This window comes from Nocardioides sp. Soil805, assembly GCF_001429625.1.
GTDB lineage: Bacteria > Actinomycetota > Actinomycetes > Propionibacteriales > Nocardioidaceae > Nocardioides.
The window spans coordinates 371,886-393,611 of the sequence record NZ_LMSU01000003.1; the positions used below are offsets into that span (position 1 = coordinate 371,886).

General features: G+C 72.8%; 24 protein-coding genes. 11 read left to right on the forward strand and 13 right to left on the reverse strand.

The window, feature by feature from the left end:
- Nucleotides 1-94 precede the first annotated feature (94 nt).
- Together ASG94_RS16665 and ASG94_RS16670 are read left to right on the forward strand one after the other, a co-directional pair.
- Nucleotides 95-1,051, forward strand: coding sequence for a DUF4192 domain-containing protein (locus tag ASG94_RS16665; protein ID WP_056927591.1), 957 nt, complete (start codon nucleotides 95-97; stop codon nucleotides 1,049-1,051).
- 77 nt (nucleotides 1,052-1,128) lie between these two features.
- Nucleotides 1,129-2,595: a glutamate-cysteine ligase family protein gene (locus ASG94_RS16670; protein ID WP_056927592.1), complete on the forward strand. Its 1,467-nt coding sequence runs from the start codon at nucleotides 1,129-1,131 to the stop codon at nucleotides 2,593-2,595.
- 66 nt (nucleotides 2,596-2,661) lie between these two features.
- Here the strand turns inward: ASG94_RS16670 and ASG94_RS16675 are convergent, their stop codons facing one another.
- Nucleotides 2,662-3,129 carry a hypothetical protein gene (locus tag ASG94_RS16675; protein WP_056927742.1) on the reverse strand — a complete coding sequence of 156 codons (468 nt, stop codon included), beginning with the start codon at nucleotides 3,127-3,129 and terminating at the stop codon, nucleotides 2,662-2,664.
- A gap of 132 nt (nucleotides 3,130-3,261) precedes the next feature.
- Here ASG94_RS16675 and ASG94_RS16680 point away from each other — a divergent pair, with 132 nt between their 5' ends.
- Together ASG94_RS16680 and ASG94_RS16685 are read left to right on the forward strand one after the other, a co-directional pair.
- On the forward strand, nucleotides 3,262-3,663 hold the full coding sequence (locus ASG94_RS16680; RefSeq protein ID WP_056927593.1) for a universal stress protein: 402 nt from the start codon (nucleotides 3,262-3,264) through the stop codon (nucleotides 3,661-3,663).
- A gap of 140 nt (nucleotides 3,664-3,803) precedes the next feature.
- Complete coding sequence (locus ASG94_RS16685; RefSeq protein ID WP_200958155.1) at nucleotides 3,804-5,774, forward strand: glycosyl hydrolase family 28-related protein; 1,971 nt, start codon at nucleotides 3,804-3,806, stop codon at nucleotides 5,772-5,774.
- Nucleotides 5,775-5,811: 37 nt separating this feature from the next.
- On the opposite strand, the gene ASG94_RS16690 is transcribed toward ASG94_RS16685, so the two are convergent.
- The 5 genes from ASG94_RS16690 to ASG94_RS16710 all read right to left on the reverse strand — a co-directional run bounded on the left by ASG94_RS16690 (nucleotide 5,812) and on the right by ASG94_RS16710 (nucleotide 10,277).
- Nucleotides 5,812-6,879: a LacI family DNA-binding transcriptional regulator gene (locus ASG94_RS16690; protein WP_056927594.1), complete on the reverse strand. Its 1,068-nt coding sequence runs from the start codon at nucleotides 6,877-6,879 to the stop codon at nucleotides 5,812-5,814.
- A gap of 68 nt (nucleotides 6,880-6,947) precedes the next feature.
- Entirely contained in the window at nucleotides 6,948-7,970 is a 1,023-nt protein-coding gene (locus tag ASG94_RS16695; protein WP_235537302.1) for a zinc-dependent alcohol dehydrogenase family protein, read from the reverse strand.
- A 1-nt stretch (nucleotide 7,971) separates the two neighbouring features.
- On the reverse strand, nucleotides 7,972-9,510 hold the full coding sequence (locus ASG94_RS16700; protein ID WP_082624309.1) for a bifunctional aminoglycoside phosphotransferase/ATP-binding protein: 1,539 nt from the start codon (nucleotides 9,508-9,510) through the stop codon (nucleotides 7,972-7,974).
- A complete protein-coding gene (locus tag ASG94_RS16705; RefSeq protein ID WP_056927595.1) occupies nucleotides 9,510-9,995 on the reverse strand; it encodes a GyrI-like domain-containing protein in 486 nt (161 codons plus the stop codon). The genes ASG94_RS16700 and ASG94_RS16705 overlap by 1 nt, the downstream gene beginning before the upstream one ends.
- 3 nt (nucleotides 9,996-9,998) lie before the next feature.
- Complete coding sequence (locus tag ASG94_RS16710) at nucleotides 9,999-10,277, reverse strand: DUF1876 domain-containing protein (RefSeq protein WP_200958156.1); 279 nt, start codon at nucleotides 10,275-10,277, stop codon at nucleotides 9,999-10,001.
- Between the two features lie 272 nt (nucleotides 10,278-10,549).
- On the opposite strand from ASG94_RS16710, the gene ASG94_RS16715 reads away from it, so the two are divergent.
- The gene (locus ASG94_RS16715) at nucleotides 10,550-10,747 is read left to right on the forward strand and encodes a DUF1918 domain-containing protein (RefSeq protein ID WP_056927597.1); all 198 of its coding nucleotides are present in this window, start codon (nucleotides 10,550-10,552) and stop codon (nucleotides 10,745-10,747) included.
- Nucleotides 10,748-10,835: 88 nt separating this feature from the next.
- Entirely contained in the window at nucleotides 10,836-11,408 is a 573-nt protein-coding gene (locus ASG94_RS16720) for an HhH-GPD-type base excision DNA repair protein (RefSeq protein WP_056927598.1), read from the forward strand.
- A gap of 47 nt (nucleotides 11,409-11,455) precedes the next feature.
- Here ASG94_RS16720 and ASG94_RS16725 read toward each other — a convergent pair whose 3' ends face one another.
- On the reverse strand, nucleotides 11,456-12,475 hold the full coding sequence (locus ASG94_RS16725) for a TerC/Alx family metal homeostasis membrane protein (RefSeq protein ID WP_200958157.1): 1,020 nt from the start codon (nucleotides 12,473-12,475) through the stop codon (nucleotides 11,456-11,458).
- 293 nt (nucleotides 12,476-12,768) lie between these two features.
- Between ASG94_RS16725 and ASG94_RS16730 the strand changes: the two genes are divergently transcribed.
- Together ASG94_RS16730 and ASG94_RS16735 are read left to right on the forward strand one after the other, a co-directional pair.
- Nucleotides 12,769-14,265, forward strand: coding sequence for an RNA polymerase sigma factor (locus ASG94_RS16730; protein ID WP_156411645.1), 1,497 nt, complete (start codon nucleotides 12,769-12,771; stop codon nucleotides 14,263-14,265).
- Nucleotides 14,266-14,305: 40 nt separating this feature from the next.
- Nucleotides 14,306-14,839, forward strand: a complete 534-nt coding sequence (locus tag ASG94_RS16735; protein ID WP_056927599.1) for a hypothetical protein — start codon at nucleotides 14,306-14,308, stop codon at nucleotides 14,837-14,839.
- 31 nt (nucleotides 14,840-14,870) lie between these two features.
- Here the strand turns inward: ASG94_RS16735 and ASG94_RS16740 are convergent, their stop codons facing one another.
- The 3 genes from ASG94_RS16740 to ASG94_RS16750 all read right to left on the reverse strand — a co-directional run bounded on the left by ASG94_RS16740 (nucleotide 14,871) and on the right by ASG94_RS16750 (nucleotide 16,559).
- Nucleotides 14,871-15,698: a DMT family transporter gene (locus ASG94_RS16740; protein WP_056927600.1), complete on the reverse strand. Its 828-nt coding sequence runs from the start codon at nucleotides 15,696-15,698 to the stop codon at nucleotides 14,871-14,873.
- Nucleotides 15,698-16,177 carry a DUF456 domain-containing protein gene (locus ASG94_RS16745; RefSeq protein WP_056927601.1) on the reverse strand — a complete coding sequence of 160 codons (480 nt, stop codon included), beginning with the start codon at nucleotides 16,175-16,177 and terminating at the stop codon, nucleotides 15,698-15,700. The genes ASG94_RS16740 and ASG94_RS16745 overlap by 1 nt, the downstream gene beginning before the upstream one ends.
- Before the next feature lie 136 nt (nucleotides 16,178-16,313).
- Entirely contained in the window at nucleotides 16,314-16,559 is a 246-nt protein-coding gene (locus ASG94_RS16750; protein WP_200958158.1) for a DUF7455 domain-containing protein, read from the reverse strand.
- Nucleotides 16,560-16,811: 252 nt separating this feature from the next.
- Here ASG94_RS16750 and ASG94_RS16755 point away from each other — a divergent pair, with 252 nt between their 5' ends.
- From ASG94_RS16755 to ASG94_RS16765, 3 genes are all read left to right on the forward strand, one after another.
- Nucleotides 16,812-18,884 (forward strand): DNA gyrase/topoisomerase IV subunit B, encoded by a 2,073-nt coding sequence (locus ASG94_RS16755; RefSeq protein WP_235537303.1) that lies wholly within the window; start codon nucleotides 16,812-16,814, stop codon nucleotides 18,882-18,884.
- Nucleotides 18,881-19,285, forward strand: coding sequence for a hypothetical protein (locus ASG94_RS16760; protein ID WP_056927604.1), 405 nt, complete (start codon nucleotides 18,881-18,883; stop codon nucleotides 19,283-19,285). Before ASG94_RS16755 ends, ASG94_RS16760 begins: the two co-directional genes overlap by 4 nt.
- Nucleotides 19,286-19,442: 157 nt before the next feature.
- Nucleotides 19,443-19,631 (forward strand): hypothetical protein, encoded by a 189-nt coding sequence (locus tag ASG94_RS16765; protein ID WP_056927605.1) that lies wholly within the window; start codon nucleotides 19,443-19,445, stop codon nucleotides 19,629-19,631.
- A 6-nt stretch (nucleotides 19,632-19,637) separates the two neighbouring features.
- Here the strand turns inward: ASG94_RS16765 and ASG94_RS16770 are convergent, their stop codons facing one another.
- From ASG94_RS16770 to ASG94_RS16780, 3 genes are read right to left on the reverse strand one after another with little or no spacing between them, the layout of a single operon-like run.
- Nucleotides 19,638-20,000 carry an SdpI family protein gene (locus tag ASG94_RS16770; protein ID WP_056927606.1) on the reverse strand — a complete coding sequence of 121 codons (363 nt, stop codon included), beginning with the start codon at nucleotides 19,998-20,000 and terminating at the stop codon, nucleotides 19,638-19,640.
- Nucleotides 20,000-20,494: a beta-class carbonic anhydrase gene (locus ASG94_RS16775; RefSeq protein WP_056927607.1), complete on the reverse strand. Its 495-nt coding sequence runs from the start codon at nucleotides 20,492-20,494 to the stop codon at nucleotides 20,000-20,002. Before ASG94_RS16775 ends, ASG94_RS16770 begins: the two co-directional genes overlap by 1 nt.
- 27 nt (nucleotides 20,495-20,521) lie before the next feature.
- Complete coding sequence (locus tag ASG94_RS16780) at nucleotides 20,522-21,721, reverse strand: GAF domain-containing protein (protein WP_056927608.1); 1,200 nt, start codon at nucleotides 21,719-21,721, stop codon at nucleotides 20,522-20,524.
- Between the last annotated feature and the right edge of the window lie 5 nt (nucleotides 21,722-21,726).

Consider the following 21,726-nt stretch of genomic DNA (forward strand, 5'->3'; position numbering starts at 1 on the left):
CACCTGTCGTCCACAGGGGCCAGCCGGGGGCGCGTCGTCCACAGTCCGACGATGCGCAGGTGGGAGCGTCGGCGCGGCCGGGGACGGTCCCTTCATGACTCCCACACCCACACCCATCCCGCTGGTCGCCCGGACGCCCGAGGACATCGTGGCCTTCGTGCCGATCGCCCTCGGCTTCGCGCCCGAGACGTCGGTGGCGATGCTGACGTTCGGCGAGCAGCCGTCCTTCCACGCGCGCGTCGACCTGCCCGACGACGCCGGCGACGTCGACGATGTCGTCGACGCGCTGCTGCGCCCCAGCCTCCGGCACCGCGTCCGCCAGGTGATCTTCGTGGTCTACGACGACGACACGCTCGTGGCCGACGAGTGCGCCTGGTCGTTGCACGAGGCGTTCACCGAGCGCGGCATCGAGGTGATCGACGTGCTGCGGGTGCACGACTGCCGCTGGTTCGCCGTGCTGCCCGGCCGCACGCCCGAGGCCTACCGCGGTGTCCCGTTCGACCCGGGGGCCCACCCGTTCACCGCTCGGGCGGTCTTCGACGGCCGGGTGACCCACGGATCGCGCGCCGAGCTGAGGGCCACCCTGGACCCCGTCGAGGACGCGGTCACCGAGTCCGCCGCCTTCCTGGCGACGGACCCGCAGCCCCTCCCCGCCCGCGAGGTGCGGGCGGTCGTGCACCGGCACACCCGGGAGCCCGGTCCGTGCCCCGTCGAGGTCCTCGTGCCGCTGGCGCTGGCCCTGCGGGAGCCCGCGTCCCGGGACGAGGCCTGGTGCGGGCTGACCAGACCGGTGGCCCGCGCGCACGTCGAGCTGTGGAGCGACGTCGTCCGCCGGGTCCCCGACGAGATCGTGGCCGGACCGGCTGCCGTGCTGGCCGTCGCCGCGTGGCTCGCCGGCGACGGCGCCCTCGCGTGGTGCGCCGTCGAGCGGTGCCGGGCCGTGGCGCCGGACCACTCCTTGGCCCGGCTGGTCGCCGACCTGCTGGACGACGCGTGCTCACCTGACCTGTGGGAGCCCCTCCGGGCGTCCTTCGACCGTGGGGCGGCCTGAGGGCGGGGGAAATCCCGGTCCATCCCACGGGGGGTGACGCCTGTCCCCGGGGGTGCCCGCGTGGCTAGGGTCCTCGCATGGGAGAAGAAGTCGAGCAGCAGGAGTTCTCGCGGGCCGATCGCACGCGCCACCGCGAGAAGGTGAGGCGCAACCTCGACGTCTTCGCCCGCATGTTGCGCGAGGCCCGCTTCGACACCGACGACCCGATGACCGGGCTCGAGGTCGAGCTCAACCTCGTCGACGAGCACGGCGATCCCGCGCTCAAGAACGCCGAGGTGCTCGACCTGATCGGCAAGGACGACTTCCAGACCGAGCTCGCCCAGTTCAACATCGAGCTCAACGTCGCCCCCGCCACCTTGCGCGAGGGCGGGCTGACCATCTTCGAGGACAGCCTGCGCCGCTCCCTCAACGACGCCGAGGAGGCCTCCAGCCGGGTCGGCGCGCACCAGGTGATGATCGGGATCCTGCCGACCCTCGCCGAGGGGCACATGTCCCGGGCATCCCTGAGCGCCAACCCCCGCTACTCGCTGCTCAGCGAGCAGATCCTCGACGCCCGCGGCGAGGACATCACCATCAGCATCTCCGGTCGCGACCGGCTCACGACCACCGCGGACTCGATCGTCCCCGAGGCGGCGTGCACCAGCACCCAGTTCCACGTGCAGACCGCCCCGGACGACTTCGCGGCCTACTGGAACGCCTCGCAGGCCATCGCCGGCGTGCAGCTGGCCGTGGCGGCCAACTCGCCGTACCTGCTGGGCAAGGAGCTGTGGCGCGAGACGCGCATCCCCCTCTTCGAGCAGGCCACCGACACCCGCAGCGAGGAGCTGAAGGTCCAGGGCGTCCGCCCGCGCGTGTGGTTCGGCGAGCGGTGGGTCACCTCGGTCTTCGACCTGTTCGAGGAGAACGTGCGCTACTTCCCGGCGCTGCTGCCGATCACCGACGACCAGGACCCGCTCGAGGTGCTCGAGTCGGGCGGAACCCCCGAGCTCTCCGAGCTCCGGCTCCACAACGGCACGATCTACCGCTGGAACCGTCCCGTCTACGACATCGCCCACGGCGTGCCGCACCTGCGCGTGGAGAACCGGCTCCTCGCCGCCGGCCCCACGGTCGCCGACACCATCGCCAACGCGGCCTTCTACTTCGGCCTCGTGCGACACCTCGCCGAGAGCGAGCGGCCGTTGTGGTCGCAGATGTCGTTCTCTGCCGCCGAGGAGAACTTCCACGTCGCCGCGCAGCAGGGCGTCGACGCGCAGATCTACTGGCCGGGCATCGGCCAGGTCCGTGCCACCGAGCTCGTGCTGCGGCGCCTGCTCCCGATGGCAGCCGAGGGCCTGGACTCCTGGGGTGTGGAGTCCGACGTCCGGGACCGCCTGCTCGGCATCATCGAGCAGCGCTGCCTGACCGGCCTGACCGGCGCGGAGTGGTTCGTGGGCCAGATGCACCGCCGCGACGACATGGAGAGGTACGACGCCCTGCGCGCCACGCTCCAGGACTACCGGGCCCGCATGCACACCAACGAGCCCGTCCACACCTGGACCGACTGAGGTCGTCCATCCGACCGCCGGGCGGCCGCCGAGGACCCAGGCCGTCGCCGCCCCGGGGCCGTCGGCTCAGGTCCGCGGGGGAGGAGCACCCGAGCGACGCCGCAGCCGACGCCACTCGCGGCGGACCCCCGTCACTGGGTCGAGCCACCCGTCGCGGGTGACCACGACGAAGGTGGCGACCAGGCCCGCCTCGGCGTACGCCGCGCGGGTCGCCGCCGACCACAGCACGTCCGCGTCGTGCCCGGCCGTCGTGCCGGAGCGGGTCAGCCACACCAGGGGGACCGGGGGAGTCCTGCCGAGGAGCGCGCCGAGCTCGCGCCGGGAGCGTTGCAGCAGGGCCCCGACCACGTCGGCCGCCAGGGCCGCGCCCACGACGGCGCCCGGCTCGTGGACGAACCGCACCGCATGGCGGCCCGGCAGCCCGACGTGCACGGTCGGCGGGGGTCGCCGCCGGTGGTCGGTCTCCCGGAAGTCCAGGACCGCGGCACGCAGCGCGACGTGCGTCGCGCGTGGGATCGGGGCGAGCACCGGCATGGGCACAGCCTGCCCCGCCCGGGATCCCGCGTGCGCGTCGTCGTCCACAGGCTCCCGCTCGCGGTCCGGATTGGGTACGGTGCCTGCACCCCTCGCGCACCGATGCGCGACCGGTCTGCAGAAGGAGGCGCCATGGGCACCGTCGTCGTCGGATACGTCCCCAAGCCGGAGGGCGAGGCCGCCCTCGCGACCGCCATGTCCGAGGCGAGGCTGCGCGGCAGCAAGCTCGTGGTGGTCAACTCCCACCGCGGTGGGCACGACTACGACCAGGACCGGGCGCACGCCGCCGAGGGCGAGATGGACAACGTCCGCAAGACGCTCGACGAGTCCGGCCTCGAGTACGACATCCGCCAGCTCGTGCGTGGCTTCGAGCCGGCCGAGGACCTCATCAGCATCGCCGAGGCCAACTCCGCCGAGCTCCTGGTGATCGGCCTGCGCCGTCGCTCGCCGGTCGGCAAGCTGATCCTGGGCAGCAACGCGCAGCGCATCCTGCTCGACGCCCACTGCCCGGTGCTGGCGGTCAAGGCCGACTGACCGGGCCGCCGTGTCGACCGAGGTCGGCACGGGCCTGACCGGAGCACGCCGGACCCTTGTGCAACGAGGTTCGGCGTGCTTTGCTCTGGTGGCTGAGAGAGCGCTCTCTCAGCGCAGCCGCTCTCGAAAGGTGTGCCCCCATGCCCCCTGTGGCCTCCCCCCTCGCGCGGATCGTCGGACTCGTGCTGGCCTGGAGCGTCGGCCTCGCGCTGGCGTCCCTGGCCGCCACGTCGGCCACCGCCGCCGCGTCCGCAGCCCCGTCTTCCGCACCCCCGGCGCCCGGCGCCTCCGGCCCGGCCGCCGCGCCCGACCTCGGCGACCGCGTCACCGTCTTCGACCCCACGATGCCGACCAGCGAGATCCAGGCGGCCGCGGACGCGATCCACGCACGACAGGTCGACAACGAGATGGGTAGCGACCGCTACAGCCTGCTCTTCCTGCCCGGGACCTACGGCACGGCCGAGGAGCCGCTGCAGATCAAGGTCGGCTACTACACCGAGGTCGCCGGCCTGGGGGCCTCGCCGTCCGACGTCCGGATCAACGGCAAGGTCGAGGTCTACAACCGCTGCTTCGACGCGGCGGGCGATCCGGCCGAGGTCGGCAGCGAGGGCGCGGAGTGCTTCGCGCTCAACAACTTCTGGCGCAGCGTGTCCAACCTGACCATCGACGTCAACGCCGCGGGACAGGACGGCTGCCGTGGTGGCAACAACTTCTGGGCGGTCTCCCAGGCCGTCTCCATGCGACGCGTGGACGTGAGGGGCGGCGGCCTCACGCTGATGGACTACTGCTCGGGACCCTCGTTCGCCAGTGGTGGCTTCATCGCCGACTCGCGGGCCGGGACGGTCATCAACGGATCCCAGCAGCAGTGGATCACCCGCAACAGCGAGGTCGGCGAGTGGACCAACGCCGTGTGGAACCAGGTGTTCGCGGGCGTGGTCGGCGCCCCGGCGGACGGCGCCTACCCCGATCCGCCGTACACGACGCTCGACCGCACGCCGCTCAGCCGCGAGAAGCCCTACCTGTTCGTGGACGACGACGGCACCTGGAACGTGCGGGTGCCCAGCGCCCAGCAGTCCTCGCGGGGCACCAGCTGGGCCGACGGGCCGACCGCCGGGCGCACCGTCCCGCTCAGCCGCTTCCACGTCGTCGCGCCGGGTGACCCGGTCGGGGAGATCAACCGTGCGCTCGCCCGGGGCCAGCACCTGCTGCTGACGCCCGGTGTGTACGACGTCGACCGCAGCATCGCGGTCAAGCGCCCCGACACCGTGGTGCTGGGGATGGGCCAGGCGACCCTGACGGCGGTGGGTGGCGCCACGCCGCTGGAGCTGGCCGACCGCCCCGGCATCGTCGTGGCCGGGGTGACCGTCGACGCCGGCACGGTGGAGTCCGCGACGCTGATGCGGGTCGGCAACCCGCACGGCCGCGCCGGGGAGCGCCTGTCCGACCCGCGCAACCCCACCACCCTCAGCGACGTGTACTTCCGCGTCGGTGGCCCCCACGTCGGCCGGGCCGACGTGGCCCTCGAGGTCAACAGCGACCACGTCCTGATCGACCACACCTGGGTGTGGCGCGCCGACCACGGCATCGAGGACTTCGACCTCACCGACGGCTTCCTCGGCGACAACGAGCGGTGGCGGACCAACGTCGGGCGCACCGGGGTCGTCGTCGAGGGCGACGACGTCACCGCCACAGGGCTGTTCGTGGAGCACTTCCAGCAGCACAACACCGTCTGGAACGGCGAGCGGGGACGCGTGGTGCTCTACCAGAACGAGCTGCCCTACGACCCGCCCACGCAGTCGGACTGGACGACCCCCGACGGCACCCTGGGCTGGGCGGCGTACAAGGTCGGCGACCGCGTCCAGCAGCACCAGCTGTGGGGCGGGGGTGTCTACGTCTACAACCGCAACAACCCCGACATCGTCACGGCCAACGGCTACGAGGTGCCGACCAGGCCGGGCATCCGCCTCACGCACGTGATGACCAAGAACCTCAGCGGCCCGGGCACGATCGAGGCCGTGGTCAACGGGGTGGGCGCCCCGGTCGACGGCATCGCCGACCCCGGGGACCCGGACGGCTACGAGGACCCCAGCTACGTGGTGACCTACCCGTAGCCGGGACGGCGGCCTGTCCCCGCGGTGGTGCGTGGGGTCAGGCCGTCGACCGGACCACGAGGTCGACGTCGAGCACCACGCGGCGCGCCTCGGGGTCCGCCGCGATCTCGGGCAGCGGCCGGGCCACGGGCAACCCGAGGCGCAGCAGCAGGAGCTGGGCCATCAGGCGTCCCTGGACGGTGGTGCGCTGACGGACCGTGGTGAGGGGTGGTGACGCGACCGCCGCGACGTCGGCGTCGTCGAAGCCCACCACGGCGACGTCCTCGGGGACGCGACGTCCCCGGTCCCGCAGCCGGCTGATGGCTCCGAGGGCCATGGCGTCGGAGGCCACGAAGAGGGCGTCCACGTCCGGGTGCTGCTCGAGCAGCGCGTCGACCGCCTCGGCCCCGCTCGCGGTGGTGAAGTCGCCCTCGGCCACGAGCAGCGGGTCGAAGTCCCGGCCGAGCTCGTCACGGAAGCCGGCCAGCCGGTCCACGCCTGCCGACATGTCCTGGGGACCGGCGATCGTGCCGACCCGGGTGCGCCCGACCTCCCGGAGCCGCCGGGCGGCCAGGGCCCCGCCCGCCCGGTTGTCGTGGTCGACGTACGCGACCTCGGGGTGGTCGGAGAGGGGGCGGCCGCCCATCACGACGGGGACCCCCGCCTGCCCGAGGTGCCCGAGGACGTCGACGCTGTCGTGCTCGGAGATGACCAGGACGCCGTCCACGTGCCCGCCCCGGACGAAGCTCCCGACCCGGTCGAGGTCGTCGGCGCTGCGTGCCATCGAGATGACCAGGTGCATGCCGGCGTCCGACAGCTCCTGGCTGGCGCCGCGCACGATGCCCGCGAAGAAGGGGTCGCCGAAGAAGCGCGCCTCGGACTCGGCGGCCACGAGGGCGACCGTGCTGGAGCGGCGGGTCATCAGGGCCCGGGCGGCCTGGTTGGGGACGTAGTCGAGCTCCCGGATCGCCCGGGAGACGACGTCCACGAGGTGGGGGTCCACCGATGCGGTCCGGTTGACGACGCGCGAGACCGTGGCGCGGGAGACGCCGGCACGGGCGGCCACCTGCTCCAGGGTGGGCCGGCCCGTGCGCTCGGGTCCGACGGGCTGGGATGGTGTGGACACCGTCCTGATGCTAGCCACGCCGGGGCTCGCGGGAGCCGTATCCGGTCGACGCGCGGGTCCGGTCGGGCTCACCCGACGCGGACCACGGCCGCGCCCGTGACCGCACCGCCAGCGAGGTCGCCGAGCGCCATGTCGACACGGTCGAGGGGGTACGCCGTCACCCGCGGTCGCAGGTCGAGCCGCCCGGCCAGGCGCAGCAGCTCCTCGCCGTCGGCCCGCGTGTTGGCGGTGACGCTGGTGAGGGTGCGCTCCCGGAAGAGGTGTTCCTGGTAGTCCAGGGCCGGTATGTCGGTGAGGTGGATGCCGGCCACGGCCAGGGTGCCGCCCTGGTCCAGCGCGGCCAGCGCCGTGGGCACCAGCCCACCCACCGGGGCGAAGAGGATCGCCGAGTCGAGTGGCACGGGCGGACGTCCGTCGGCCGGACCCACCGAGGCCGCCCCGAGGTCGGCGGCGAGCTCGCGGGCGGCCCGGTCGCGGGTCAGCACGTGCACCTCCGCCCCCTGGGCCACGGCGAGCTGGGCGGTCAGGTGTGCGCTCGCCCCGAACCCGTAGATGCCCAGCCGTCCACCGGGAGGCAGCGCCGCACGCCGCAGGGCGCGGTAGCCGATGATGCCGGAGCAGAGCAGGGGAGCGGCCTCCTCGTCGGTGAACCCGTCGGGCAGCGTGTAGGCGAAGGCCTCGGGGACGACGGCGTACTCCGCGAAGCCGCCGTCGGCGTCCCACCCGGTGTACTGCGAGGACCGGCACAGGTTCTCGCTCCCGCGGCGGCACGCGCGACAGCTCCCGCACGTGCGCCGCAGCCACGCGATCCCCACCCGGTCGCCGGGGCCGAAGCGGGCTCCGGCCGACGGGCCGAGCGCGACGACGCGTCCCACGACCTCGTGCCCCGGGACGACCAGCGGCGCGCGGGGCGCCAGCTCCAGGTCGGCCAGGTGCAGGTCGGTGCGGCACACCCCGCAGGCCGTGACCTGCACCAGCACCTCGTCCCCGACCGGGCTCGGCACGCCACGCTCGGCCCGCACGAGGCGACCCGGTCCACCCGGGTGGCCGCTGACCGCCCAGGCCTGCATCGTGCCCGCGCCGCCGGGCACGTCAGTCCGCCGGGAGACGCGGACGCATGGTCTGTCCGGTCGCGCGGGTGGTGCGCCAGGGCTGGATCCGGTGCTGCACCTGGGCGGCGACCAGGTCCACCGGGGGCCTCGTGTCGACCCGCGCCGACCCGGGCCAGTCGTCGAAGGCCTCCCGCAGGCCGGCCGCGATGACCGGGTCGGCGTCGGAGACCGAGTCGCGTACGACGATCCGGTGGGTCGCGACCTCGGCCGGCACGTCGCACCTCAGCTGCACCAGGTCGCTCGAGGTGCGCTCGGCCAGGGACGCCGCGAGGGCGCGCAGGTCCGCGTCGCCCCACGTCCCGTCCAGGACGACCGTCCGGCCCATGGTGAGCAGTCCCTCCGCCCGGTGCAGCACCTCGCGGTACGTGCGGTCGGTCCAGGCCGGCGTGTAGATCCCGCAGCCCGCGGCCGCACTGGCGTGGGTCCGCGGTGGCAGGCCCGCCAGCTCCTTGCGCACGAGGTCGGTGGACAGCACGGCGCAGCCGAGGTCCTCCGCCAGCCGGCCGGCCAGGGTGGTCTTGCCCGTCCCGGGAGCGCCACCGACCAGGATGAGCGACACGCGACCGTCCTCGAGGTGGCGCTGCGCGAGGTCCAGCAGGCGTCCCGGGAGGGTCGACGACCGGGTGTCCCGGCCGTGCGGCAGGCAGGCGACCATGGCCCGCATGAAGGCGCGGTAGCCGATGTAGTGGTGCACGAGCGAGGCGGGCGCGGTGTCGGACGACAGCGCGGCGTACGCCGCCAGCAGGCCCTCGGCCGCCCCGGGCGCACCGAGGCGCTCGAGGTCCATGGCCAGGCAGGCCATGTCGTCGATGCGGTCGAGGTGGCGCAGCCTGTCGTCGAACTCCAGGCAGTCCAGGACACGGGGGCCGTCGCTGAGGCAGAAGATGTCCTCGGCGAGAAGGTCGCCGTGCCCGTCCACGATGGCCGAGCGGCGGATCCGGTCCTCGAAGAGGGGCGCCCTGCCGTCCAGGTACCGCTGCGCGAGTCGCCGGACGGCGTCGACCTCCGCGGCCTCCAGCCGGGTGCCGACGAACGGCTGGGCCCTGTCGAGGTTGCCCTGCCACCGTCCCCACAGGGCGTCACGGGTGCCGCTCTCGTCGACGTCCGGGCCCCGCCCGGCGTGGCTGTGGAACGTCGCCATCAGGTGCGCCAGTGCCGTCAGGTGGCCACCGACCTCGGCGCCGGAGACGACGAGGTGGGTGAGGCGGCGCTGCTCGGGCATCCGTCGCATGACGAGGAGGTGGTCCAGCGGTCGACCGTCCACGTCCAGCACCTCGCTGATGCCGAGGTAGACGTCCGGGGCGAGGCGACGGTTGAGCGCCAGCTCGCGATGCAGCACGGCGAGCCGCTTGCTGCGCGAGCTGAAGTCGAGGAAGCCCAGGTCGACCGACTTCTTGAGCTTGTAGGCGCGTTCCCCCACGAGGAACACCACCGCCGAGTGCGTCTCCCGCGCCTCGGCGTAGGAGGAGACCAGGTCCGTCGCGGCGATGGGGCCCTCGCGCAGCGAGGTGCTGGACATCACGCCTCCGCCCGGCACGGGACGAAGAGCTGGGTCCGCGGCTGCGGCACCTCCGGCCCGTCGAGGTAGGCCTCCCACGGTGCATCCGTGGCCGTGAGCCCGTGGGCCTCGAGCCAGTCGGTCGTCTCCGTGTAGGCGGCCCCCACGGCGTCGTACGCGCCCGTGTGCAGCGTCGTGGCGACCGGTCCGCCGGGGAGCTCGTCCGGGAGCACGTGCCCCGAGGGTCGGACGGCGCGGTCCACGGGGAAGCCGGCGGTGACCTCGAAGCCGTCGCCCCGGGGCAGGTGGCGCGCGAACGGTGGACCCGTCGGTGCGAGGCCCTGGGCGTCGAGCACCCCGAGGACCTCCTCGAAGGCCTTGGCGAAGAAGTCCGCCATGCCGGACGGCATGACGTGGGCGCGGACGACCGCCGTCGACCGGTGGGGGAGGTCGACGAGCCGGATCTCGTGGCCCATGGGTGCGGGTGCCTCGGTCTCAGGGGCCATGGGTCAGGCGTCGAGACGGACGCGGGCGTGCACGTTGCCCTCGACGTCCGACACGGTGCTCTCGAGGAGGTCGTGGGCCAGCCCGGTGAGGGCCCGGCACGCGGCCAGCTCCTCGCCGATCTCCGGGACGTCACGATCGGCAGGGTTCCGCCGGGCGACGCCGGAGTGACGCACCTCGGTGCCCGCGCTCGTGCGCAGGACCGCGTCGGCCCGGGTCGTCGTCCCGTCCTCCACGAGGTAGAGCTCGATGTGCCACTGCTTGCTCTGCATGCTCGTGCTCATGGTGGGTGCTCCCTCCGCTCGGATCGTGCTCGGCCACGTCCAGCCTCCGTCGCCGCGGCTGCCGGAGCGAGGGCGGAAGGTCCCGCTCGCATCCCGCGAAGGTCCCCCCTGGCGACAAGTGACTTCCGGCCCTGCCCAGGGGCCGGGTGGGCGGCGAAGACTCGGACCAGAGGTTCCACACGGGAGCCACACCCCAGGAGGACGCACCATGAACACGCTGACCCATCGCCGGGCCGACCCGCTCACCGAGCTGCTGGGCTGAGGGGGCAGCCGTGTACGCCGCCGTGGGGGACAGGCTGATCATCCACAGCCAGCACGTCGACGAGCCCGTGCGCGACGGTGAGGTGCTGGAGGTGCGGCACGAGGACGGCAGCCCGCCGTACCTCGTGCGCTGGGCCGACACCGGCCACGTGGGTCTGGTCTACCCGGGGCCGGACGCGGAGGTCCACCACTTCGAGCACCCGCGGTGAGCCGGTGCCGGACCGTGCGGGTGCCCGGCGTGGTGGGGCGCTGGCCGATCGGGCGCTGGTCGGCGTGCCGGTGCGGGATACTGCGGACATGGCCCTCCACATCACCGGCGACGCCGCCGCCGACCAGGTCCTCGACGACTCGCCCTTCGCGCTGCTGGCGGGGATGATGCTCGACCAGCAGTACCCCATGGAGCACGCGTTCCGCGGACCGGCCAAGGTGATGGACCGCTTCGGGACCCTCGATCCCGCGGCGATCGCCGCCGCCGACCCGGAGGAGTTCGCCGCGATGGCGGCGACGACGCCGGCCATCCACCGCTTCCCCGGCTCCATGGCCTCCAAGCTCCAGGAGCTCGCCCGGATCGTCACCGACGAGTACGACGGGGACGCCTCGCGGATCTGGACCGAGGCCGCCGACGGCCGGGACCTGCTGCGCCGGATGATGGCCCTGCCCGGCTTCGGCAAGCAGAAGGCACAGATCTTCGTCGCGCTGCTCGCCAAGCAGCTCGGGGTGCGTCCCGCGGGCTGGGAGGACGTGGTGGGGGACTACGCCCTCGACGGGCACCGTTCCGTGGCGGACGTGGTGGACGGCCCCTCGCTGCAGAAGGTGCGGGACTTCAAGAAGCAGAAGAAGGCCGCCGCGAAGGCGGCCGGCCCCGCCTGAGCGGGGCCGGCCACCTGGCTGCCCGACCGGCCGACCGGCCGTGCGGGTCAGACCGAGGTCTTCTCCGCGCCGGGGTGCTCGGGGTCGGGGTCCTCCGAGCCGGACGCCTCGTCGTCCGCCCGGCGGGACGCGATCAGGCTGGTCGTGGTGGTGATGGCCAGGATCGCGAGGATGACGCCGAGCGAGGCCAGGGTCGGCACCGACGGCACCCAGGACCAGACCTCGTGGGCCCAGTGCAGGACCAGCTTGACGCCGATGAAGCCCAGGATCGCGGCCAGGCCGTAGGACAGGTGCACCAGCTTGGCCAGCGCCCCCTGCAGCACGAAGTACAGCGCGCGCAGGCCGAGCAGCGCGAAGGCGTTCGTGGCGAACACGAGGTAGGGGTCCCCGGTGATGCCGTAAACGGCGGGCACCGAGTCGACGGCGAAGACGACGTCGGTGGCGAAGACCGCGATCACGACGAGCGCGAAGGGCGTCAGCCAGCGCCTGCCCTCACGGCGTACGACGAGGCGGGTGCCCTCGTAGTCGTCGGTCACCGGCATGACCCGGCGGGTGAGGCGCACGATGCGCATCTCGTTGACGTCCATCTCGTGGTCGTGGCCCGAGACGGCGTCGCGCAGCAGCTTGAGGCCGGTCAGCAGCAGGACGAGGCCGAAGACGAGGAAGACCCAGTCGAAGCGGTCGAGGGCCGCGGCCCCCAGGGCGATGAAGATGCCGCGCAGCACGAGGGCGCCGACGATGCCGTACAGGAGGACCCGCTGCTGGAGGGCCTTCGGCACCGCGAACGCGGCGAGCAGCAGCATGAAGACGAACAGGTTGTCGACGCTCAGGGTCTTCTCGACCAGGTAGCCCGTGTAGTACTCCAGGCCGCGGTCGGAGCCGTGGGCGTTCCAGACGTACAGGCCGAAGAGGAGGGGCAGGGCGACGTAGAAGACCGACCAGGCGATCGCCTCCCGCATGGACACCTCGTGGGGCTTGCGGGTGGCGATGAAGTCGATGACCAGCAGGCCGACGACGGCGCCGATGGTGACCCACCACAGGGTCGGGGTCGCGATGGAGTCGAGCACGGAGTTCTCCTCGAGATCTCTCAGGACAGGTTGCTGCCGGGCCTGAGGTCTCCCTCGCCGTGCGTCACGGTGGACGTCCGGCGCCCACCCGAGGCGCGAGCTGTCGCGCCGTACTGACCGGGTGGTCTTGGTGAGGTACTCCCCTCGAGCAGAAGTGTACGGATCCACTCAAGTTTGCCGGAAACCGCGCCGGGGGGACGCAGGTTCGGGCCCTGGGGGTGGCCGTGGCAGAATGACGGTGCGGCACTTGACGAAACCGGGCCTTGCCGCGCCCCGAAGTCTTCTGACGAGAGGTGTTCGTGTCCTCGCACGCACGCAAGTTGCTCCCCGCAGAGGTGCTCGCGCACCCGGCCATCGTCTCGCTCATCGAGCGAGGTACCCCCGCTGGCAGCGTGACCACCCACGACCTCCGACAGGCCAGTGACGACGCCCAGGTCGAGCCCCGCCACCTCAAGGCCCTGCTGGGCCACCTGAGCGGCCTGGGCATCTCGGTCGAGATCGGCGCCGAGACCTCGCGCGCCGCCGCGGCCGCCTCCGGCGCCCGCAAGACCACGACCTCCGCCACGGCGAAGAAGACGGCGACCAAGGCCGCCGCCAAGAAGGCGCCGGCGGCCAAGGCCGACGAGCCTGCGGCGACCAAGGCGGCCGCCGCCAAGAAGGCGCCCGCCAAGAAGGCGGCCGCCGCCGTCGACCTGGAGACGGAGCTGCAGCCCGCGACCGTCGGCGCCGACGGCAAGAAGGTGCTGCCCGACCTCCCGGACGAGCAGTTCGAGAAGGACGTCAAGGTCGACCCGACGATCAAGGAGGACGAGAAGCAGGCCTTCACGGTCTCCGCGTCCGACGACACCGACGAGCCCGAGCAGCAGGTCATGGTCGCCGGTGCGACCGCCGACCCCGTCAAGGACTACCTCAAGCAGATCGGCAAGGTGCCCCTCCTCAACGCCGAGATGGAGGTCGAGCTCGCCAAGCGGATCGAGGCCGGCCTCTTCAGCGAGGAGAAGCTCGCCAAGGGCGGCAAGATCACCCCCAAGGTGCTCGAGGAGCTCGAGTGGATCTCCGAGGACGGACGGCGCGCCAAGAACCACCTCCTCGAGGCCAACCTGCGACTCGTCGTCTCGCTGGCCAAGCGCTACACCGGCCGCGGCATGCTCTTCCTCGACCTGATCCAGGAGGGCAACCTCGGCCTCATCCGGGCCGTCGAGAAGTTCGACTACACCAAGGGCTACAAGTTCTCGACCTACGCGACGTGGTGGATCCGCCAGGCGATCACCCGGGCGATGGCCGACCAGGCCCGCACCATCCGTATCCCGGTGCACATGGTCGAGGTCATCAACAAGCTCGCCCGCGTCCAGCGGCAGATGCTGCAGGACCTGGGCCGCGAGCCCACGCCCGAGGAGCTCGCCAAGGAGCTCGACATGACCCCCGAGAAGGTCATCGAGGTCCAGAAGTACGGGCGTGAGCCCATCTCGCTGCACACGCCCCTCGGCGAGGACGGCGACTCCGAGTTCGGTGACCTCATCGAGGACTCCGAGGCGATCGTCCCGGCCGACGCGGTGTCGTTCACGTTGCTCCAGGAGCAGCTCCACGCCGTCCTCGACACGCTCTCCGAGCGCGAGGCGGGCGTCGTGAGCATGCGCTTCGGCCTCACCGACGGCCAGCCCAAGACGCTCGACGAGATCGGCAAGGTCTACGGGGTGACGCGCGAGCGCATCCGGCAGATCGAGTCCAAGACGATGTCCAAGCTGCGCCACCCGAGCCGCTCGCAGGTCCTGCGCGACTACCTCGACTGAGGACCACGCCTTCGCACGCGATCCTCAGGGGGACGAGTTGATGCACACGACCGTGCGGTGGGGCCTCGCGCTCGCCGCGGTGGGTGTGGTGCTGCTGCCGACCGCGGCGTCGGCGACCACCCAGACGCTCCCGGACGCCGCCGAGACCCCCGAGTCGCGCACCGACATCGTGTCCACGACGGTGCGCCACTCCGGGGCCGAGGTCGTCCTGCGCGTGCACTTCGACGACCTGCGACGGCGCAACGAAGCCGGGCTGGCCACCTACGTCGACGTGGATCGCGCTCGACGTGGTCCGGAGTACGTCGTCAACACCGGTCTCAACGACGGGACCGACTACCAGCTCGCCCACGTGCGCCGCTGGCAGGCCGTCGGTGCGCCGCTGCAGTGCGCGCACTCGGTGCGGTTGCGCTGGGCGAAGGACGTGGCCGTCGTACGCATCTCCCGCGGCTGCCTCGAGGACCCCTCGGCGGTGCGGGCCAGCGTCCTCATGACCGACCTGTACGACGGCGTGCACGCGGTCGTCGACTGGGCGCCGGCGACCCGCCGCTTCGGCACCTGGCTGGCGCCCAGCTGAGGTCCGGTCGGTCCGGTCCTCGCGCCCGCCCCTAGCCGGCGGCGACGAGGGCGACCGCGATCCCGCAGCACGCCAGGCCGAGGCCCTGGGCGCCGTGGATGCGCTCGCGCAGCACGGTGGCCGCGAGCAGGACCGTGACCGCCGGATACAGCGAGGTGACGACCGCGGCGATGGTGAGCAGCCCGGTCTGGGTGGCGAGCAGGAAGCAGACGACGGCGGCGGTGGCCAGGACCCCCGCCACCAGGCCCCACAGGTCCGAGCGGTGCCGCGGCAGCCAGTCGGCACGCAGCACGGTCGCCGTGAGGGCCACGGCGACGAGCGCGACGGCCTGCGCGAGGGCCGTGGGCCACCACCCCGCCTCCTCGGGCACCTGGCCCATCGCGGCGAAGAGCAGGCCGAACCCGGCTCCGGCCAGGACCCCGTCCACCAGTCCGTCGGCGAGGCCACCGTCGGAGTCGGGCTCGCGGCTGACCAGCCAGATGCCCGGCACCGCTGCCGCGATGCCCACCCAGACCAGGACCTCGGGCCGCTCGCCGGTGGCCACCGCCACCACCACCGGCAGGAGCGCGGCGCCCACGGCGGAGACCGGTGCGACGACCCCCATCCGGCCCGCGGCGAAGCCCCGGTAGAGGAAGGCGCCGCCGGTGCCGCTGCCGATGCCGGCCAGGGCTCCCCAGGCGAGGTCGGTGCCCGTCGCCTCGCCCGGCACGGCGAGCGCCAGCGCGACGGCGCCCAGCAGCGAGCCGAGCGCGGCGACGAAGGCGACCGACCATGCCGACGTACGCCGCGAGGCCAGCCCGCCGACGAAGTCGGACAGGCCGTAGGCGACGGCGGCGCCGAGCGCCAGGAGCACGCCCATCAGGGCGTCACCACGACGCCCACGACCCACACCAGGGCCGCCAGGACCGCCGCGACGGCCTCGATGAGGATCGAGATGCCCACCGCCTTGAGGGCGTGGGTCGTGGCCGGCCACGCGGCCCGCGCCCCGAGCCGGTGCCGCTCCGAGAGGTAGACCCCGAGCACGAAGCCCACGATGAGCCCGACCACCGGCACGACGAAGAAGCCGACGAAGCCCAGGAGCGCGCCCGCCAGCAGCGTCGAGCGGGGGACGCCGGCCTCCTGGAGGCGGCGACCGGGCAGGACGTACTTCACCACCGCGCCCGCCGCCAGGAACGTCGCCGCGACCGCGAACACGGTCCAGGCGCGGGGGGTGCCGACCTCGCTGGCCCAGACCAGGATGGCGCCGAGGACCAGGATCGAGCCGGGCAGCACGGGCACCACGATGCCGACGACGCCGACAGCGATCAGGAGCGCGATCAGGACTTCGAGGGGGGTCATGTGCGGAGCCTTCCACAGCCGGCCGCACCGTCGGCCGGGGTGCCGCCGGGCGCGTGCGAGATCGGGCGTCGGGTAAATGAGGAGCGGCCCCGGACAAGGAGTCCGGGGCCGCTGTGGTGGTCTGGGGTAGGGGTGCTCAGTCCTCGGTGGCTGCGGGCGTCGCCGAGAGCTTGTGGGTCTCGTCCTGCACGGTCGAGGCCACCTCCCGGAGCTTGTCGCCGTGCTCCCGGGCGTGGTGGGCGCAGAACAGCAGCTCGCCACCGGTCTGGAGCTCCACCCGCAGGTAAGCCTGGGCACCGCAGCGGTCGCAGCGGTCGCCTGCCGTCAGGGCGGCGGGCTGGGGGGCAATGGCAGTGGTCACATCGGCCTCATTTCTCTCCATCGGTGTCTGGCCCAACGTAGCCCCCGGGGAAAAGATTCCCCGACGGTGGTTCGGTACTGACCCACCCATCCTTGCACTGATGCGGCTGGCCCGTGGTGGTTGTTCGTCACCGTGGGACGAGCGGATCGGTGATCCGACGGATGTTCCGTGCGTACTGCCTGTGTGAGGTAGGACGCTAGTCGTGCCCCTCACGGTTGCGTGGCAGCGTGCCCTCCGCCGCCGTACGGCGTGTCGCGGGTAGGTTCTTCCCTTGTGGCAGCACCGGCGGACAACACCTACAACGCAGCACACCTCCTCGTCCTCGAGGGACTGGAGGCGGTGCGCAAGCGGCCCGGCATGTACATCGGGTCCACCGACACCCGCGGCCTCATGCACTGCCTGTGGGAGATCATCGACAACGGCGTCGACGAGGCCCTCGCGGGCGTCGCGCACCGCGTCGAGGTGACCCTGCACCCCGACGGGTCTGTGGAGGTCCACGACGACGGTCGCGGCATCCCCACCGACAAGGAGCCCAAGACCGGGCTCCCGGGCGTCGAGGTGGTCGCCACCAAGCTGCACGCCGGCGGCAAGTTCGGCGGCGGCTCGTACGTCGCGACGGGCGGCCTGCACGGTGTCGGCCTCTCGGTGGTCAACGCGCTCTCCTCGCGCATGGACATCGACGTGGACCGCTCGCCCTCGCAGCAGGGCATCTCCTTCCAGCGCGGCGTCCCGGGCACCTTCGACGGCGACGGCCCCCAGGCGGCGTTCACCCCCGGCTCGGGCATGTCCCGCAAGGGCAAGCGGGTGGCCAAGGGCAAGACCGGCACCCGGATCCACTTCTGGCCGGACCGGCAGATCTTCACCAAGGACGCCACCGTCGAGTTCGAGGGCCTCCTGGGGCGCGCGCGGCAGACGTCGTACATCGTCCCGGGCCTCGAGCTGGTGATCCGCGACCTCCGGGGGCCGGAGCTGGTGGAGGAGAAGTTCCTCCACGAGGGCGGCATCTCGGAGTTCGCCGACTACCTCTCGGCGGGCGAGCCGGTCACCGACATCCTGCGGCTCCAGGGCAGCGACACCTTCACCGAGACGGTGCCCCTGCTCGACGACCAGGGCCACATGACGCCGCAGGAGGTCGAGCGCGAGCTGATGGTCGACGTGGCGCTGCGCTGGTCGCAGACCTACGACACCCAGGTCCGCTCCTACGTCAACGTCATCGCCACGCCCAAGGGCGGCACCCACCTCAGCGGCTTCGAGCAGGCGGTGACCGCGACCTTCAACGACGTGATGCGCTCCGCCAAGGTCCTGAAGGTCAACGACGACAACGTCATCAAGGACGACGTCCTGGAGGGCATGACCGCGGTCGTCACGGTGCGGCTCGCCGAGCCGCAGTTCGAGGGCCAGACCAAGGAGATCCTGGGCACCCCGGCCGCGCGCACCGTCGTGCGCAAGGTCGTGGCCGCCGAGCTCAAGGCGTTCCTCACCTCCACCAAGCGGGCCGAGAAGGCCCAGGCCAAGCTGGTGATGGAGAAGGTCGTCGGGGCCTCCAAGACCCGGATCGCGGCCAAGCAGCACAAGGAGACGCAGCGCCGCAAGAACGCGCTGGAGTCCTCCGCCCTGCCCGCCAAGCTGGCCGACTGCCGCGCCGGTGACAACGAGCGCACCGAGCTCTTCATCGTCGAGGGTGACTCCGCGCTCGGCACGGCCAAGCTGGCCCGCAACTCGGAGTACCAGGCGCTGCTGCCGATCCGGGGCAAGATCCTCAACGTCCAGAAGGCCTCGGTCGGGGACATGCTCAAGAACGCCGAGTGCGCCTCGATCATCCAGGTCGTCGGCGCGGGCTCGGGCCGGACCTTCGACCTCGACGCGACGCGCTACGGCCGGATCATCTTCATGGCCGACGCCGACTCCGACGGCGCCCACATCCGCTGCCTGCTGGCGACGCTGTTCTTCAAGTACATGCCCGAGCTGATCACCGCGGGGCGCGTCTTCACCGCCGTCCCGCCGTTGCACCGCATCGAGATCTCCAACCCCAAGAAGGGGATGGCGAAGTACGTCTACACCTACTCCGACGACGAGCTGCAGCGGAAGCTGGCCGAGCTGAAGAAGAAGAACGTGCGCTGGAAGGACCCGGTTCAGCGCTACAAGGGCCTCGGCGAGATGGACGCCGACCAGCTGGCCGAGACCACCATGGACCCGCGCCACCGCACCCTGCGGCGCCTCACCGTCGACGACGCCGAGGTCTCCGCCCACGTCTTCGAGCTGCTGATGGGCTCCGACGTCGCACCGCGCAAGGAGTTCATCGTGCAGGGCGCCTACGACGTCGACATGGAGACGCTCGACGCGTGAGCCGCTTCGTCCGGTTCCAGAGCCCGGAGCCGTCGCCGCGTGGCATCCACGTCGGCGTCTTCGGGCTCGTCAACGTGCTGGGACGGGGCGGGGACCTCTGCTCAGCCGACGAGGCCCACCGCGTGCGGATGAACCGGTGGTTCGACGCCGCCTACACGGACCCGTCGACGGTCGACCGGCTGGTCTACGACCGCGAGGTCAACCCGCGGGCCGTGGCGTGGTTCAAGGTGCCGGCCGCGGACCACCTGGTCGAGGCGACTCGGGGGCATCTCGACATCCTCGACAGGCACGGTGTGGCCTGGGAGCGGGTGGAGTCCGACGACCCGGGCCGGGTGGTCTACGAGGACCAGCACCAGGTCGTCGTCGTTCCCGGTGAGTCCGGCACACCTGGCGGTTCCTGAGCTTCCACGCATACGCGCGGAAGTGCGGCCCACGGGGCGGCCAGGGCGGGTGAAGATCCCGCAGGTGCGTGGGACTTCAGTCGATCCGGGGCGACGGACGACGCCGCTGATCGCGCGTCGGCTCGCCGGGCACGGGAGGACTGGCTAGGTTGCGGCCATGGAGTCGTTCCTGGTGCTCATCCTGGTCGCCGCCGTGGCGGTCGTCGCCCTGTACTGGATCATCCGGCTCGCCGTGTCGCACGGGGTCCAGGACGCTGACAGGTCCCTTCACCACGCCGCTGCGGGCGCCCAGGTGTCCGAGGTCATCCGGCGCCAGCGCGCACGGCACGACGACGAACGGCCCTGAGCCCGCTCAGTCCGGCAGGGCGCGGTTGATGGCCAGCACCGCGCCCAGGCAGGACGCCAGGACGACCGCCATGCCCGCGAGGCCGAGGGCGATCCCCAACGGCACCGCCCGGTCGGCACCGACGGCGACGAGGGCGGCGACGGCGACCACGCCGGCGGCGTACCGGCCGTAGCGCGTCCAGGGGAGCGCGACCTCGTGGCCGAGCACCCAGCCCTCGTCGGACGCGAGCGTACGACGGGTCCGGATGCCCAGGGACCGGTTGCGCGGGATGCGTCCCGCAGCGGCCTCCCGGGTCATCCACCACACCAGCGCGGAGGCGGCGGCGGCCGCGACGGCCAGGCCGGTCGCGGCGACCTCGGCGTCGCCCATCAGAACTTCTGCTCGAGCAGCCCGGTGTCCACGTGGTACAGGAACCCGCCGACCTTGACGCTGCCGGGGATGAGCGGGTGCGAGCGCACCTTCTGCACGTCCTCCTCGAGGGCGGCCACCTGGTCGGGGACCACGTGGAACTGCTGCCAGGAGGCGTCGACGCCGGCCGACGCGCCGATCCGCTCGCGCAGCTCCGCCTCGGTGCTGGAGGACATCGCACAGCGGGTGTGCGGCACGACGAGCACGCGCTCGACGCCGAGCAGGTGCACGCCCAGCACGAGGGCCTCGAGGGCGGCGTTGGTCACCCGGCCCCCCGGGTTGCGGAAGATCTTGGCGTCGCCGTGCTGGAGCCCCAGCATGCGCAACGGGTCGATCCGGCTGTCCATGCACGTCACGATCGCCACGCCGGCGTGCGCGACGCCGTCGAAGCCGCCGAGCTCGAAGGTGTCGGCGAAGGCCTGGTTGGCGGTGATGAGGTCAGTGAAGTCGTCCACGACGGCTGAGGGTAGCGGAGCCGCGGCCTAGCCCGGAGCGACCACCGCCGCGCTGGACTCCTGCGGCAGCAGCACGGTGGTGCGCACCGAGGCGGCGATCCGGTAGGGCCTCGCCTGCAGGATCGGTCCCAGCGTGCGGCGCAGCCGCGACATCTCGGCGCGGACCGTGACCACGCGTCCGGGGTCGGCGAACAGGTCGCCGGCCAGCTGGGCGGCGGTGCGACCCTCGGGCGCGCGGACCAGCGCGAGGAGGATCTCGGTGTGCCGGGGGCTGGGGTGGTGCTGCCACGCGTGGCTCGAGGTGCGGACCCGCAGCTCGGCGCGGCCCCGGAGGTCCAGCACCAGCTCGCTGGCCGTCGGGTGCTCCTCGCCGAGCCGCACCAGCCAGCCGCCCGGCAGCGGCTCGACGCTCACCGTGCCGAGCGCCGGGAGCCAGGTGGACGCAGACGACAGGTCGGCCGGGAGGAGCAACCGCTCCGGGGCGGTGAGGCCGGTGACGGCGGCGACGTGCCCGCTGGGGTCGACCGCCAGCGCCCGGCCGCCGACCCGGGCCACCACGGGGGCGGCGTACGCCCGGAGCCGTCCGAGCGAGGCGGCGTGCTCGCTGCGCACCTCCGCGGCGGCGAGCCGGGCGGTCACCCCGACCAGGGCGAGCACGGAGCGCTGGACGGCGTACGCCGGACCGCTGATGTCGACGGCACCGAGCGTCGACCCGGTCCACGGGTCGAGGACCGGGGACGCCGCACAGCTCCAGCGGGTGTGGGACTCGACGTAGTGCTCGGGGCCGTGGATGTGCACCGGCTCGCCCACGACCAGGCAGGTGCCGATGGCGTTGGTGCCGACGTTGGCCTCGGTCCACGCGGAGCCCTGGACGAACCCGAGGCGGTCGGCGAGGCGTCGTACGCCGCTGCGCCCGCGGCGCCACAGGACCCGGCCGTCGGTGTCGGTCACCACGACCAGCAGGCCGTCGTCGACGACGGGGGACAGCGAGGACGTGATGCTCGGCAGCAGCGGCCCCAGCGCGCTCGAGGCGCGTCGGGACTCGACCTCTCCCTCGCTCAGCGGGGCGACGGCCGGCTCGGCGCCCGGGGCCAGCCCGCCGGCGCGGACCCGGCGCCACGAGGCGCTGATCTCGGGACGGGCCTCCTCGACCGGCGCGCCGCCCGACAGCACCCGGTCGCGGGTGACCCGCTGGGTGCGCTCGTGCTGGCGCTCGTCGCGGCCCATCACCC

Bases quoted from the DNA above. Each gene is read 5' to 3' on its own strand.
- ASG94_RS16670 (WP_056927592.1), top strand. From the start codon at position 1,129: ATGGGAGAAGAAGTCGAGCAGCAGGAGTTCTCGCGGGCCGATCGCACG.
- ASG94_RS16745 (WP_056927601.1), bottom strand. From the start codon at position 16,177: ATGACCCCCCTCGAAGTCCTGATCGCGCTCCTGATCGCTGTCGGCGTC.
- ASG94_RS16680 (WP_056927593.1), top strand. From the start codon at position 3,262: ATGGGCACCGTCGTCGTCGGATACGTCCCCAAGCCGGAGGGCGAGGCC.
- ASG94_RS16700 (WP_082624309.1), bottom strand. From the start codon at position 9,510: ATGTCCAGCACCTCGCTGCGCGAGGGCCCCATCGCCGCGACGGACCTG.
- ASG94_RS16770 (WP_056927606.1), bottom strand. From the start codon at position 20,000: ATGGGCGACGCCGAGGTCGCCGCGACCGGCCTGGCCGTCGCGGCCGCC.
- ASG94_RS16685 (WP_200958155.1), top strand. From the start codon at position 3,804: ATGCCCCCTGTGGCCTCCCCCCTCGCGCGGATCGTCGGACTCGTGCTG.
- ASG94_RS16705 (WP_056927595.1), bottom strand. From the start codon at position 9,995: ATGGCCCCTGAGACCGAGGCACCCGCACCCATGGGCCACGAGATCCGG.
- ASG94_RS16665 (WP_056927591.1), top strand. From the start codon at position 95: ATGACTCCCACACCCACACCCATCCCGCTGGTCGCCCGGACGCCCGAG.
- ASG94_RS16765 (WP_056927605.1), top strand. From the start codon at position 19,443: ATGGAGTCGTTCCTGGTGCTCATCCTGGTCGCCGCCGTGGCGGTCGTC.
- ASG94_RS16740 (WP_056927600.1), bottom strand. From the start codon at position 15,698: ATGGGCGTGCTCCTGGCGCTCGGCGCCGCCGTCGCCTACGGCCTGTCC.
- ASG94_RS16780 (WP_056927608.1), bottom strand. From the start codon at position 21,721: ATGGGCCGCGACGAGCGCCAGCACGAGCGCACCCAGCGGGTCACCCGC.
- ASG94_RS16720 (WP_056927598.1), top strand. From the start codon at position 10,836: ATGGCCCTCCACATCACCGGCGACGCCGCCGCCGACCAGGTCCTCGAC.
- ASG94_RS16750 (WP_200958158.1), bottom strand. From the start codon at position 16,559: ATGGAGAGAAATGAGGCCGATGTGACCACTGCCATTGCCCCCCAGCCC.
- ASG94_RS16675 (WP_056927742.1), bottom strand. From the start codon at position 3,129: ATGCCGGTGCTCGCCCCGATCCCACGCGCGACGCACGTCGCGCTGCGT.
- ASG94_RS16735 (WP_056927599.1), top strand. From the start codon at position 14,306: ATGCACACGACCGTGCGGTGGGGCCTCGCGCTCGCCGCGGTGGGTGTG.
- ASG94_RS16710 (WP_200958156.1), bottom strand. From the start codon at position 10,277: ATGAGCACGAGCATGCAGAGCAAGCAGTGGCACATCGAGCTCTACCTC.